This is a genomic window from Novosphingobium sp. B1 (assembly GCF_900176395.1).
Taxonomy (GTDB): domain Bacteria; phylum Pseudomonadota; class Alphaproteobacteria; order Sphingomonadales; family Sphingomonadaceae; genus Novosphingobium.
This window is the reverse complement of the sequence record NZ_FWXL01000001.1, coordinates 483,069-496,353: the sequence shown is the minus strand read 5'-3', so window position 1 is coordinate 496,353 and position 13,285 is coordinate 483,069. Positions and strand designations below refer to the sequence as shown.

Here is a 13,285-nt window from a genome sequence, read left to right as displayed (position 1 = left end):
GCCTGCTGACAAGAATGTTGGCAGGAGAGTGCGATGGCGGGCGAGCTGCTCGATGGTGTGACTAGCGATCCGGTGCGCATGGGCTGGATGGAAGGTTCGCCTCCACCTGCCGACAGGATCCTGCTGGCATCGCGCGCCGATCACATGCGCTTTCCGATGATCCGCTGGTCCTACTCGAACATGCGCCAGTTCGTGCCTTCGCGCAGGGTTGCCGCAGCGGGCGGGGGCGTCGCATTCGAGCGTGCGCTGGATGACGGTCTTGGACAGGTCAGCTTCGTGCCGATCAATGGCGACGAGCCGATCACGCTGGAGCAATCGCTGACGCAAGCCTTCACGGACGGGCTGCTGGTTCTGCATCGCGGCAAGGTGGTGTTAGAGCGCTGGTTTGGCGTGACCGTTCCAGAGACGCGGCACATCGCATTTTCGGTGACGAAGAGCTTCGTGGGCGCCGTGGCCGAGATGCTGGTGCACGAGGGCCGCCTCGATCCGGCTGCCCCCACGTCTCGATACCTGCCCGAGCTTGCCGTCAGCGGATTTGGTGATGCCACGGTTCGCCAGGTACTCGACATGACGACCGCGCTCGACTTCTCCGAGGACTATGCCGATCCCGACTCCGGCATCGGGGCCTATAGCGCGGCTCTTGGGCTTACCCCGCGCCCGGTGGACTATGCCGGGCCGATTGACCTTGCGTCCTACCTGCCGACGATCGGCAAGGCGGGGGAACATGGCGTGGGTTTCACTTACCGAACGCCCAACACCGAAGTGCTGGCATGGATCGTTTCGCGAATCGAGGGCAAGCACTTTGCCGATGTGCTTTCGGAGCGACTCTGGCAGCCGCTTGGCATGCTGGGCGACGCCGACCTCATAGTCGACCAGGCGGGCACGGCATTTGCGGGCGGCGGGCTGAACCTGCGGCTCGAAGACCTCGCGCGGTTTGGCGAGGCGATGCGCATGGGTGGACTTGGCGTCATTCCCGAAGCTGTGGTCGAGCGTGCGACGCACGGCGGCGATCCTTCGCACTTTGACCGCAATCGCTATCCGCAACTGCCGGGCTGGAGCTATGGCAGCCAGTGGTGGATCAGCAACAACAACCGCGGCTGCTTCTCCGCGCGGGGCATCCATGGGCAGACCCTGTGGATCGATCCGGCTGCGGAAATGACTGTCGCACGATTCGCATCGCACCCTACCGCCGCAAACGGTGCGAACGATCCCCTTTCCCTGCCGGCATGGGCTGCGCTGGCCGATGTGCTAAGTCGCTGATCTGGCACGATCCATCTGGAATTGTTTCGTTTTTCTGACGGGACTTTGGGGCAGCGTTATTTTCACTTGAGATTCAGGCGCAGGGCCTTATTTACCCCCCTCTCGCTGCCCCATGGGGACTTCCAAACCGCAAGGCAGCTTCGTTCAACGTTCCGTTTGGGGGTCCCTTGAGTTGCACATCCATCCTGACGCACTGGCTGTAGTTCGCGCCTCCGCGCCTGAACAACCCGCCATTTTGAACCGTCCGCACGCCGCCGCGCGCGCTGCCCGCTTCTTCGTCGAGAAGTTTCCGGGGAAGTCGCTCTATGCGGTAAAGGCAAATCCGTCGGCCGATCTGATCCGCATCCTGTGGGATTCGGGCGTAACGCACTACGACGTCGCCTCGATCGTCGAGGTTCGTCTTGTGCGCGAGACGCTGCCGCAGGCAACCTTGTGCTTCATGCACCCGGTGAAGGCACCTGCGGCGATCCGTGAAGCCTATCACGATCACGGCGTGCGTGTATTCAGCCTCGATTCGTTCGAGGAGCTGGAAAAGATCAAGGCTGCCACGGCCGATGCCGAAGGCAATCCCGCAACTGATCTCACGCTCTGCGTGCGCCTGCGCGTGTCGTCCGAGTATTCGGAACTGAGCCTGGCGTCGAAGTTCGGCTGCGACCTGACGCAGGCGGGTGACCTCCTGCAGGCAACCCGCCAGGTCGCGGATTCGCTTGGCGTGTGCTTCCATGTCGGCAGTCAGTCGATGAGCCCGCATGCCTATGTGCAGGCGCTTGAGCGCGTTCGCGCCGCGATCGTCGATGCCTCGGTCCTCGTCGACATCATCGACGTGGGCGGCGGTTTCCCGTCGATCTATCCCGGCATGGAGCCGCCCCCGCTCGAAGACTACTTCGGCGTGATCGATCGCACCTATGAATCGCTGCCGGTCTCGTACTCGGCTGAGCTTTGGTGCGAGCCGGGCCGTGCGCTCTGCGCCGAGTACAACTCGATGATCGTGCGCGTCGAACGTCGCCGCGGGACCGAGCTGTACATCAACGATGGCGCCTATGGCGCACTGTTCGATGCAGCGCATGTTGGCTGGCGCTTCCCGGTGCGCGTGCTGCGCGACGAAGTGGCCAACGACGTCGAGACCGAGCTCGAGCTCGAGCCGTTCAGCTTCTACGGACCGACGTGCGACGACATGGATCACATGGAAGGTCCGTTCGAACTGCCGCTGGACATGAAGGCCGGTGACTACATCGAGATCGGCATGCTCGGCGCTTATGGGGCAGCGATGAAGACCGCGTTCAACGGCTTTGGCGCAACCGAAGTCTTCGAGGTTTCGGACGAGCCGATGTCGAGCCAGTACCGTGGCGACCGTCGCGATCCGCGGGTTTCGGACAACGTGGTTTCGCTTCGCTGAGCCAAGGCGCAATCGCAGGAAAAACAGAAGGCCCCGCCGGAAGGTGGGGCCTTTCTTTTTACGGCCAGCGCATGATCAGGTGATAGACTGCTGCTGCGCCCAGCAGCCAGATCAGAACGACGGCAAGCAGCCCTGCCGTTGAGCGAGGCTTGTCGGTTGCAGCTGCGCGGCTGCGCAAGTCTTCCATGAGTTGGGGCGGGATCAGCCGCACGGCCAAGGCGATGCCGAGCGGCACAAGAATCACGTCATCGAGATAGCCCAGGATCGGGATGAAATCCGGAATGAGGTCGACCGGCGACAGCGCGTAGGCCGCGACAAGACCCGCGACGATCTTCGCCGCAAGAGGCACGCGTGGGTCACGCGCTGCAAGCCACAGCGCCACGACATCACGCTTGATGCGCCTTGCCCATGCCTTGAGTTCGTGAAACGCCTTACCCGCCATTGGGCACGAGGTAGGAACGCGGCGTGGCGATGCAAGCGTCAGTCGAAGCCGACGAACCTTGCGGCCTCGTCAACGCTCTTGCGGTTGCTGACGACGGCGTTGGCCGGAAAGTCCGGATCGGGCCAGCCGAGCGCCACGGCCTTCATGATAACCTGGTCGTCGGGGATGCCGGCATGTTCGCGCACGACCGGGGATTGCATGATGCCCTGTGAATTGATGACGCAGCCCAGACCTCGCGACCACGCAGCATTGACGAGGGCGGTGGTCACCGCGCCGCAATCGAAAGCGGTGTCGTCACTTCCCGACAACTCGCGGTCATAGGCGACAATCACGCAGACTGGCGCGTCAAACTGGCGGAAGCCGCGCAATACCCAATCCTGGCGAGCGGGCGCATCGTCGCGCGCGATGCCCATGGCGCCGAAAAGCTGCTTCGCCACTTCGACCTGCCGATCACGGTGAACGCCAGCGAAGGGTTCACCCCTTCGAAACTCGCGGCTGTCCGGCTCGCCGGCAAGGATGCGCTCGGTATTGCCCTTGCGGATGCGGTCAAGCGGCTTGCCGGTAATCACATGGAAATGCCAGGGCTGGGTATTCATCGACGTGGGCGAACGCATCGCCAAAGACAGGATCTCCTCTATCAGCGCGCGCGGGACAGGCTTGTCGAGATATCCCCGTATCGACCGGCGACCGAGGACAACTTCGTCGAAGGACGGAACCGACATGCACTCTCCCGATTTTTAATTGATCGGTTAAGGCTAGCGCGGTCAGCGCGAAAGGCAAGCCCCACGAAAAAGCCCTCCCGGATCAGGGGAGGGCCTTGGATCGTTACGAGACGCCGCTTCAGGCGGCCTTCTGGATTTCCATTTCCATCCGCTGCCAGATCTCGACCAGCGCTCCAGCCAGTTCGTCCATCATGGCCTGCGTGTGCGAGGGGCCCGGCGTGAAGCGCAGCCGCTCGGTACCGCGCGGGACGGTGGGGAAATTGATCGGCTGAACATAGACGCCGTATTCAGCCAGCAGGATGTCGCTGATCTTCTTGGCGCGCACCGGATCGCCGACCATCAGCGGCACGATGTGCGTGGTTGACGGCATGACCGGGAGGCCAGCGTCAGCAAAGGCCTTCTTGAGGTAGGCGGCAGCAGCCTGCTGGCCTTCGCGCTCCTCGCTCGACGCCTTGAGATGGCGGACCGAGGCGAGCACGCCTGCGACCAGCACAGGGGAGAGCGAGGTGGTGAAGATGAAGCCCGGCGCATAGGAGCGAATTACGTCGATAATCTTGCGATCGGCAGCGATGTAGCCGCCCATGACGCCAAAGGCCTTGCCCAGTGTGCCCTCGATGATGTCGATGCGATGGGCCGCTTCATCACGATCGGTAATACCGCCGCCGCGCGGGCCATACATACCGACAGCGTGGACCTCGTCGATATAGGTCAGCGCGTTGTACTTCTCGGCGAGGTCACAGATGGTGTGGATCGGCGCAACGTCACCGTCCATCGAATAGACCGACTCGAACGCGATCAGCTTGGGGACGCTGGGGTCCGTCTCGGCCAGCAGCTCTTCCAGATGCGCAACGTCGTTATGACGGAACACCTTCTTTTCCGCGCCCGAGTTGCGGATTCCCGCGATCATCGAAGCGTGGTTCAACTCGTCGGAAAAGATCACGCAACCGGGCAGGATCTTTGCCAGCGTGGACAGCGTGGCATCGTTCGAGACGTAGCCCGAAGTGAACAGCAGCGCGCCTTCCTTGCCGTGAAGGTCGGCCAGCTCTTCCTCAAGCTGGATGTGGTAGTGGGTGTTGCCGCCAATGTTGCGCGTGCCGCCAGAGCCGGCGCCAACGTTATGCAGCGCCTCTTCCATGGCAGCGATGACCTTGGGGTGCTGGCCCATCGCGAGATAGTCGTTCGAGCACCACACCGTGATCGGCTTGGGCCCGTTGTGGCCGGCAAAGCAGCGCGCGTTGGGGTAGGCCCCCTTGTTGCGCAGGATGTCGATGAAAACGCGGTAGCGGCCTTCGGAGTGCAGACGCTCGATGGCAGAATCGAAAACCTGATCGTAATTCACCCCGCCGCTCCTTCCTGCAACAAGGACGTTTCCGTCCCTGGGAGCCCGATCCCGTTGGGCCCTCCGGCGAATGGGCGGCTTCTACGCCTCTTGGATCGGCATTGCCAGCATCATTTGGACCCACTGACCGAAAGACGTAGCTATTTGTCCTTGGCAAAAAGCTTTTGGTTACCGAATGTCCACGCAAGGTCGTGCGAAGGGACGATCACGACCTTGGGGTTGCGCTTCTTGAGCGCTTTCAGACCCTTGAGCCAGCCGATCACGGCGGGGCGATCTTCCGGGGCAAGCCATTCCGCCATCAGTCGCGAACGCGGCGTCGGTCGATCTGCGTTGACGCCCAGCGAGGCCGTGTCGCCGGCAAAGAGGAACTCGCGCCCATCGGCAAGTTTCACGAAGACCATCTCCGATCCCGGCGTGTGCCCCGGGGTCTGGACCAGAACCACGCCAGGGGCGACAGCTTCGATCGGGCGCAGCGATCTGGTCTGGGTAATGCGCCCGCCATTCTCGCGCCACAGGGCGCTTATGCCGTTGAGCAGCGTGGGCGAGATGATAGCCTTTGCCACGATTGAATCGAACGCCGGATGATCCAGAAACAGCCCTACATGATCAACGTGTGCGTGCGTGAACAGGATCAGCCGGCTTTGCTCCAGCCAATTGTCCACCGTCGCCCTGGCGGCACGATCATAGTGCTTGAACCCGATTGCGGCCGCATCTGCCTGCGACAGGCCCGGATCGATCACGATGCCGCCGTCTGGCCTGTTGAGGCGCCACGAAATGATGCCGACATCGACCTGACGCAGCCCCGTTCCTGCCGCAAGCGCTGCTCCGGGAACGTGCCGGCGCGCAAGCACCTTGAACGAGATGCTCTCGGGCCGGCTGCCAGGCAGGGCCAGTGCAGCCTGGCGCATCGCTGCAAGATCGAGCGGTCTTGCGGGAATCCGCGCTGGCCCCGCATTTACCAGCAACCAGTAGTAAGCCAGACCCGCCACCAGCAGCAGCACGATCATGACGCGCGAAAATCTGCTCAAAGTCTTGTCCCCCGCGCCACTTTCACCGATTCAAACCACGCCGATGTCGGTCAGGCCATGCGCTTCGAGTACGGCACCTAGCTGATCGACTTCGATTCCGCCACGGGTGAAGAGAGCGCGGTCCGGCCTCGTCTTGCGCCAATCCTGATGCTGCGTCAGTGCGTCGATCCTGCGTGCGATCCCGTCGGAGCCGTCGATGAATGACACGCCCGGTCCGAAGGCCTGCGCCAATTCGTCCTGTACCAGGGGAAAGTGCGTGCAGGCCAGGACGACCGTGTCGATGCTTTCACCATGGGGCTGTTCGCGCAGCGACCGTGCCGCACGCTCGAAAACGGCAGGATCGACCGGTTGCCCGCGCAGCTTGGCTTCTGCTGCTGCAACGAGTTCGGGCGCGCCATGGCGCAGCAGGTGCTTGTCAGCCGCAAATTCGGCTTCCAGCCGGTCGACATATCCCTGCCGGATCGTGGCCGCAGTGCCGAGCAGTCCGATCGCACCGGTACGCGTCATCGCAGAAGCCGGCTTGATCGCCGGCACGGTGCCGACGATCGGCACTTCTAGCACTTCGCGCACGGACGCCAGCGCGATCGTCGATGCGGTGTTGCAGGCAATGCACACGAGCCGGGGCTTGAGGCGCTCGGTAAGCCGTCCAAGCAGTCCCGAGACGCGCGCGGCAATCTGTGCCTCGCTCTTGGCGCCATAGGGCAGGCCGGCATTGTCCGCGACATAGATGACCGGCGCCTGGGGTAGGCGTTCGCGCACCTTGCGCAGGACCGAAAGCCCGCCAACGCCTGAATCGAACAGGAGCAGCGGGGCGGCAGGGTCGGGCTGGGCCTGATCGGAGAAGGGATGTGAGCTCATTTCCCGGGGGCTTGTATCGGGAATGGCGACAAAATGGGAAGTGGCCTCTTTCGCTTTTGTATCCGGGGAGGATATGAGCAGTGCCGTGGAAACGCTGCTCTCTCTCTTCGTGGGCTACCTGCTCGGCTCAGTCCCCTTCGGTCTCATCCTGACGCGCCTCACCGGCGGTGGCGATCTGAGGGCGATCGGCTCGGGAAATATCGGAGCGACCAATGTTCTGCGCACCGGCAAGAAGGGGGTGGCGGCGGCAACCTTGCTGCTCGATCTTGGCAAGGGTCTCGCTGCGGTCCTGATCGCGCGCCACCTTTGGCCGGATAATGAGGCTTTCGCCGCGCTGGGCGCTGTGTTGGGTCACTGCTTCCCTGTCTGGCTGCGCTTCAAGGGCGGCAAGGGCGTGGCGACTATGATGGGCATTTCGCTGGGCCTAGCGTGGCCGATCGGGCTGGCCTATGCGGTCGTCTGGCTCGGCGTGCTGTTTGCCAGCCGCATCTCCTCGCTCGGAGGAATGAGCGCGGCAGTGGCGGCGCCGGTGGCGGCGCTCGTTCTCGGGTACACCACGTACGTGCCAGTGCTCGGGCTGCTGGCGCTGCTCGTGTTGTTTCTTCATCGCGAGAACATCGGCCGGCTGCGGGCGGGGACTGAGCCGAAGGTCGGCAGCAAGAAGTGAACGCTGCGGGCGAAGCCACGCTTTCGCGGGACGAGGCCTTTGCCCGGATACGGCTGCTGCGTTCGCCCAACGTCGGGCCGGTCAGCTACAACCAGTTGTTGCGCCGCTTCGGCACAGCCGTGGCGGCACTCGATGCCCTGCCTGACCTCGCGGCGCGGGGTGGGGCGCCCTACCGGCCAGCCGCGGCCGAGCGGATCGAGGCGGAGATTGCCGCCGTTCGCAGGGCCGGCGCGCGCTACCTCTTTCACGACAGTCCCGATTATCCGTCTCTGCTGGGCGAACTGGACAGTCCGCCCCCGATCCTGACCGTACGAGGCGATGCGGCACTGCTGCGCAGGCCTTCGGTTGCCGTGGTCGGCGCGCGCAATGCCTCGGCGGCGGCAGTGAAGCTCTCGCGCGATTTTTCGACGGCGCTGGCTGGGCAGGGCTATGCAGTTGTTTCGGGCCTCGCCCGCGGGATCGACGCCGCGGCTCATCGCGGTGCGCTGGCCGGCATGGACGATGGCGGCGGCACCGTGGGCGTGATCGCCAGCGGCATCGATATCACCTATCCACCCGAAAACGCGGAATTGCAGGAGCAGGTCGCACAGCAGGGATTGCTGATCGCGGAGATGCCACCGGGCACCGAACCGCTGGCGCGCCATTTTCCCCACCGCAATCGCATCATCGCCGGGCTTGCCACCGGCACGCTGGTGGTGGAAGCGGCGCCCAAATCAGGCTCGCTCATCACCGCGCGTCTGGCTGCCGAAGCCGGGCGCGAGGTCATGGCGATTCCGGGCTCTCCACTCGACAGCCGCTCGCACGGCTGCAACCAGCTCATCAGGGAAGGCGCGATCCTCGTGCAGCGGCCCGAAGACGTCGTCGAACTTCTGGTCGGCTTCACCGGACTGCCACGCTCAACCTTTCGCGAGACTGGCGTGGACTTCGCGCCGACATCGAACGATGCGCCAGCTGACATCGCCAGCCTGCTCACCAGCGCTCCTGTTGGCGTCGATGAACTGATACGTCAGAGCGGTGCCAGCGCCGGGGTGGTCCAGATGGCCTTGCTCGAACTTGAGCTGGCGGGCCGCCTGCAGCGCCACGCGGCGGGCCGTGTCAGTCTGGTGTCCTGACGCTGTCCTCAACCGACCCCGCCCAACCAGACGCTTGACGAACCGCGCTGCCCACCGCCACCCTCGCGCGTACGTACACGTAAGGACTGCTTTTTAACGCCATGCAGCTTGTCATTGTTGAATCTCCGGCCAAGGCCAAGACCATCGAGAAGTACTTGGGCCCCGGCTACAAGGTGCTCGCCTCCTACGGCCACATCCGCGATCTTCCGGTCAAGGATGGCTCTGTCCGCCCGGATGAAGACTTCGCCATGGATTGGGAGCTTTACGGCGACAAGCAATCGCGCGTGAAGGCGATCACCGACGCAGCCAAGGATTCGGACCGCCTGATCCTGGCGACTGACCCTGATCGTGAGGGTGAGGCAATTTCGTGGCACGTCAAGGAGTTGCTCAAGAAACGTAAGGCGCTTCCGAAGGAAGTTGAGCGGGTCACCTTCAACGCGATCACCAAGCAGACGGTGACCGAGGCGATGAAGCGCCCGCGCGAACTCGATCAGGATCTGATCGACGCCTATCTGGCGCGCCGCGCGCTTGATTACCTGTTCGGCTTCACGCTCTCGCCAGTCCTGTGGCGCAAGCTTCCCGGTGCCAAGTCGGCCGGCCGCGTGCAGTCGGTCGCGCTGCGCCTGATCGTGGAGCGCGAGCGCGAGATCGAGGCCTTTCGGGCGCAGGAATACTGGTCGGTCGTTGCGCAGCTCGAGCAGGGCGGCACCGAGTTTGCCGCTCGCCTGGTCAAGTTCGATGGACAGAAGCTCGACAAGCTGGCGCTGGGTGACGAAGGCGCCGCAATGAAGGCCAAGGCCGTCGTCGAAGCAGGTACCTTCCGGGTCGAGGAAGTCGAGACCAAGCCGACGCGGCGCAATCCCTATCCGCCGTTCACCACATCGACGTTGCAACAGGAAGCGGCGCGCAAGCTCGGCTTTTCAGCCAGCCATACGATGCGCGTGGCGCAGACTCTGTATGAAGCGGGCGCCATCACCTACATGCGTACCGACGGTGTGCAGATGGACCCGAGCGCGATTTCCGAAGCGCGCAAGGCGATCTCGGACCGCTATGACGGCCACTATCTGCCGGAAAAACCGCGTCATTACGAGACGAAAGCCAAGAATGCTCAGGAAGCGCATGAAGCCATTCGTCCCACTGACTTCAGCAAGGACAGGTACGGGTCAGGCGACGAGGCACGTCTCTATGATCTGATCTACAAGCGGGCCATGGCCAGCCAGATGGCTTCTGCCAATATCGAACGGACGAGCGTGACCCTGCGCGATGGCACCGGAAAGCACGAGTTGCGCGCGACGGGCCAGGTCGTGAAGTTCCCAGGCTTCCTCGCCGTCTACGAGGAAGGCCGCGATCAGAAGCAGGATGGTGACGACGAGGATGGCAATCTGCTGCCTGCCCTTGGCAAGGGCGACACGCCGGCCAAGCGTGGCGTCGATGCGACCCAGCACTTCACCCAGCCGCCACCGCGCTATTCGGAAGCCAGCCTGGTCAAGCGGCTTGAGGAACTGGGCATCGGACGCCCTTCGACTTATGCCGCAACCTTGCAGGTGCTGAAGGATCGCAATTACGTTCGGACTGAGAAGAACCGTTTCTTTGCAGAGGAATCCGGACGACTTCTTACTTCATTTCTCGAACGCTTCTTCAATCGCTACGTGGCGTATGAATTCACGGCCGGCATGGAGGAGGAACTCGACGACGTGTCGGGCGGGCGTGCCGAATGGAAGAAGGTGCTGGCCGAGTTCTGGCGTGACTTCAAGCCGAAGTCCGACGAGGTGATGGAGAAGAAGCCGAGCGAGGTTACCGCTGAGCTTGATGAGTTCCTTTCGGACTACCTCTTCCCGCCGCGGGCAGATGGCAAGGATTCGCGCCTGTGCCCGAAGTGCGAAGCCGGTCGCCTGTCGCTCCGTGGTGGGCGCTACGGCGCTTTCGTCGCCTGTTCCAACTATCCGGAGTGCAAGTACACCCGCAAGTTTGCACAGCCTGGCGGCGCCGACGGTGATGGCGGTGAGGATGGCGTTCTGGGCAAGGACCCGGTGACCGACCTCGAGGTGGTGCGCAAGGCAGGGCGCTTTGGCCCGTACATCCAGCTCGGCGAAGGCAAGGAAGCCAAGCGCGCGTCCATCCCCAAGGACATCGGCGAACTCGATCTCGAATGGGCCCTGAAGCTGTTGTCGCTGCCGCGCGAGGTGGGTACGCACCCCGAAAGTGGCAAGCCAATCACGGCGAGCATCGGGCGTTATGGTCCCTATCTGGCGCATGATGGCAAATACGCCCGGCTCAAGACCACGGCCGACGTGTTCGAGACCGGCATGAATGCAGCCGTCATGCATCTTGCTGCCGCTGCCGCCGGAGCAGGCGCGCGCGGTGGCCGCGTGGCAGCAGAACCGCTCAAGGTTTTCGGCGCGCATCCAACCTCGGGCGGCGAAATCAAGCTGATGGCGGGGCGTTATGGTCCTTACGTTACCGATGGCACCACCAACGCCACGCTGCCCAAGGACCAGCAGCCCGAGAGCCTGACGCTCGAAGAGGCCATCGCGCTGATTGACGAGCGCGCCGCCAAGGGCCCAGCCAAAGGCAAGAAGGCGGCGAAGAAACCCGCAGCCAAGAAAGCAGCTCCGAAGAAGGATGCGGCCAAGGAGCCCGCTGCGAAGAAGGCTCCAGCAAAGAAGGCACCGGCAAAGAAGGCGCCGGCCAAGAAAGCAGCCGCTACAAAGGCCAAGACAGCAAAACCGGACTGACGATTGCTGCCGATCCCGCCCCCAGGGCTGGGATCGGCGCGTTCGCTCACCCCTTTTGTCGGGGGCGGAACAACCAGTAGGTCTTGTTGCCGAGCCGATAGGAGGCGTAGCGTTCGTAGTCGGCGCTCAGGCGGCGTTCCATGAGCTTGCGGGTCTGCATGTTGGGCAGATAGGGCCTGTGCTCGCTGCTGCGCATCACGATCACATCGGGGTGGCTGTCCAGCACCCGTCGGGTTTCGGCAAGCGGGTCCACTCCGATCGCCTTTGCCTCGACATAGGTGTTGAGGTGATTGGGGAAGATGCGACTCGTCGGCAGGCACGAGCGGGTCGTGCGGTAAAACGCCAGTTCGCCCTCGTATATGAACAGACAGCCGCCGTGCATCTCCTGCGCGATGAGCGCGTTCATCTGCGCGAACTGGGTGGTAGTCCCGTGCTGTCCCACTTGATACAACGGCACAGCAAGCCCCCCGACTAGTCCCAGGCCAAGAAGTCCGCGCCCGAACCAGCGTTCGGAAGGAGCTGCGCGGGCAAGGGCTGGGGCGGCGAGGATTGCAAGGGGCACCAGCACCGGGGCGACATAATGATCGTACCACGTGCCGAAAAGCAGGAAGCCGGCGCAGGCGGCAATGCCCCATAGCTTCAGCACCGCGTGCGAGCGGGGATGGGCACCGCCCGTAGTGTCGAAAAGCTTCGGCGCCTTGAAGATTGCCAGCCAGAAGGGAAGGAGCACGGCCACTTCCTTGACCAGCCGCCACGGTGCCTGCCACCCGTCCGAGCCTCTCTCGAAGATCGAGACAAAGTTGGCATAGACGAATTCATCGATGTGGCCGAGCTCGGCGTACCAGACGATCGCGGCCAAGGTCGGCAGAAGGGCGACGCCCATCCACAGCAAGGCGACCGCTGCCAGCCTACGGTACGACCAGACGTCGGCAAATCCGCGCGAAAGCAACATCAGGCCAAAGGCGGCGCCTTCGAAGATGACCGAGTACTTGATCTGGATGGCAAGCCCCAGCAGGAGCATGATGAGGCATCCACGCCATACGAGCGCATCATGCTCATGGCGCTTGACCGTTTCGATCACGCCCCAGCCTGCCATTGCCACCAGCAGATTGTAGAAGACCGGCGCCTGGCCCATGCCGCTGTTGAAGATCGGCAGGAACAGAAGATAGGCGGCGCCTGCCTGCCATGCAGCAAGGGGCCTCGCGATTTCGCGTGCGAGGCGCGAGATCAGCGCAGCCGTCCCCACCATCGCGAAAGTCGCGCCCACTTGATAGGCAATGACAGGGTCTCCGGGCAGCGCCGCCAGAAACTCGTATACAAGGAACAGGCCCACCGGCTTGCGGTCCCATATATCGACATAGGGCAGGGCGCCTTCGCGCATCCGCTCGGCGACGAACAGATAGAACTGCTCGTCGATATGGATCAGGGGATTGCCGTAGAGGAAGCTGCGCGTGGCGACGACGAGCGCCAGATAGGCCAGTGTTCCCACAAGCCACGCCGGCACTCCGAAAGGGATCCTGAATGGCCCGGAGAGCGGTCCCGCCCGGACTGCCGCCGCCGCGCCATTCGTCGCGGCAGCCTTCATCTCTTTCATTCGATCGCTCCGTCCACTCGGTATTACGGGACGTCAACGAGCGAGAAGCTCGGACCCTTCGTCCGGGCGGTAGGCGCGTCAGATTAATGCACGATGTCTCAGGCGCTGCAGCACCCAACAGGGATTTGCCAA

General features: G+C 63.3%; 11 protein-coding genes. 5 read left to right on the top strand and 6 right to left on the bottom strand.

The annotated features are described in order from the left end of the window. Nucleotides 1–33 precede the first annotated feature (33 nt). Both B9A23_RS02365 and B9A23_RS02360 read left to right on the top strand, forming a co-directional pair. A complete protein-coding gene (locus B9A23_RS02365) occupies nucleotides 34–1,260 on the top strand; it encodes a serine hydrolase domain-containing protein (RefSeq protein ID WP_084277230.1) in 1,227 nt (408 codons plus the stop codon). 172 nt (nucleotides 1,261–1,432) lie between these two features. After that, a complete protein-coding gene (locus B9A23_RS02360) occupies nucleotides 1,433–2,656 on the top strand; it encodes a type III PLP-dependent enzyme (protein WP_084277229.1) in 1,224 nt (407 codons plus the stop codon). Between the two features lie 58 nt (nucleotides 2,657–2,714). On the opposite strand, the gene B9A23_RS02355 is transcribed toward B9A23_RS02360, so the two are convergent. The 5 genes from B9A23_RS02355 to murI form a co-directional block, all read right to left on the bottom strand. Continuing rightward, nucleotides 2,715–3,098: a YkvA family protein gene (locus B9A23_RS02355; RefSeq protein ID WP_084277228.1), complete on the bottom strand. Its 384-nt coding sequence runs from the start codon at nucleotides 3,096–3,098 to the stop codon at nucleotides 2,715–2,717. Between the two features lie 38 nt (nucleotides 3,099–3,136). Next, nucleotides 3,137–3,820: a nitroreductase gene (locus B9A23_RS02350; RefSeq protein ID WP_084277227.1), complete on the bottom strand. Its 684-nt coding sequence runs from the start codon at nucleotides 3,818–3,820 to the stop codon at nucleotides 3,137–3,139. A gap of 118 nt (nucleotides 3,821–3,938) precedes the next feature. Beyond that, nucleotides 3,939–5,159 carry a 5-aminolevulinate synthase gene (gene hemA, locus B9A23_RS02345; RefSeq protein WP_084277226.1) on the bottom strand — a complete coding sequence of 407 codons (1,221 nt, stop codon included), beginning with the start codon at nucleotides 5,157–5,159 and terminating at the stop codon, nucleotides 3,939–3,941. A gap of 140 nt (nucleotides 5,160–5,299) precedes the next feature. Continuing rightward, nucleotides 5,300–6,187: an MBL fold metallo-hydrolase gene (locus tag B9A23_RS02340; protein ID WP_139797285.1), complete on the bottom strand. Its 888-nt coding sequence runs from the start codon at nucleotides 6,185–6,187 to the stop codon at nucleotides 5,300–5,302. A 30-nt stretch (nucleotides 6,188–6,217) separates the two neighbouring features. Beyond that, entirely contained in the window at nucleotides 6,218–7,045 is an 828-nt protein-coding gene (gene murI, locus B9A23_RS02335) for a glutamate racemase (RefSeq protein ID WP_084277224.1), read from the bottom strand. A 73-nt stretch (nucleotides 7,046–7,118) separates the two neighbouring features. On the opposite strand from murI, the gene plsY reads away from it, so the two are divergent. From plsY to topA, 3 genes are all read left to right on the top strand, one after another. After that, complete coding sequence (gene plsY, locus B9A23_RS02330) at nucleotides 7,119–7,712, top strand: glycerol-3-phosphate 1-O-acyltransferase PlsY (protein ID WP_084277223.1); 594 nt, start codon at nucleotides 7,119–7,121, stop codon at nucleotides 7,710–7,712. Further along, nucleotides 7,709–8,824 carry a DNA-processing protein DprA gene (dprA, locus tag B9A23_RS02325; protein WP_084277222.1) on the top strand — a complete coding sequence of 372 codons (1,116 nt, stop codon included), beginning with the start codon at nucleotides 7,709–7,711 and terminating at the stop codon, nucleotides 8,822–8,824. The genes plsY and dprA overlap by 4 nt, the downstream gene beginning before the upstream one ends. A gap of 101 nt (nucleotides 8,825–8,925) precedes the next feature. Next, nucleotides 8,926–11,559, top strand: a complete 2,634-nt coding sequence (topA, locus tag B9A23_RS02320) for a type I DNA topoisomerase (protein WP_084277221.1) — start codon at nucleotides 8,926–8,928, stop codon at nucleotides 11,557–11,559. A gap of 46 nt (nucleotides 11,560–11,605) precedes the next feature. Here topA and B9A23_RS02315 read toward each other — a convergent pair whose 3' ends face one another. Next, nucleotides 11,606–13,153, bottom strand: coding sequence for a hypothetical protein (locus B9A23_RS02315; protein WP_254894925.1), 1,548 nt, complete (start codon nucleotides 13,151–13,153; stop codon nucleotides 11,606–11,608). Nucleotides 13,154–13,285: the final 132 nt, after the last annotated feature.

Excerpts from the sequence above, each read along its gene's own strand:
- B9A23_RS02365 (WP_084277230.1), top strand. The coding sequence starts at position 34 with ATGGCGGGCGAGCTGCTCGATGGTGTGACTAGCGATCCGGTGCGCATG.
- B9A23_RS02355 (WP_084277228.1), bottom strand. The coding sequence starts at position 3,098 with ATGGCGGGTAAGGCGTTTCACGAACTCAAGGCATGGGCAAGGCGCATC.
- B9A23_RS02350 (WP_084277227.1), bottom strand. The coding sequence starts at position 3,820 with ATGTCGGTTCCGTCCTTCGACGAAGTTGTCCTCGGTCGCCGGTCGATA.
- murI (WP_084277224.1), bottom strand. The coding sequence starts at position 7,045 with ATGAGCTCACATCCCTTCTCCGATCAGGCCCAGCCCGACCCTGCCGCC.
- plsY (WP_084277223.1), top strand. The coding sequence starts at position 7,119 with ATGAGCAGTGCCGTGGAAACGCTGCTCTCTCTCTTCGTGGGCTACCTG.
- topA (WP_084277221.1), top strand. The coding sequence starts at position 8,926 with ATGCAGCTTGTCATTGTTGAATCTCCGGCCAAGGCCAAGACCATCGAG.
- B9A23_RS02315 (WP_254894925.1), bottom strand. The coding sequence starts at position 13,153 with ATGAAAGAGATGAAGGCTGCCGCGACGAATGGCGCGGCGGCGGCAGTC.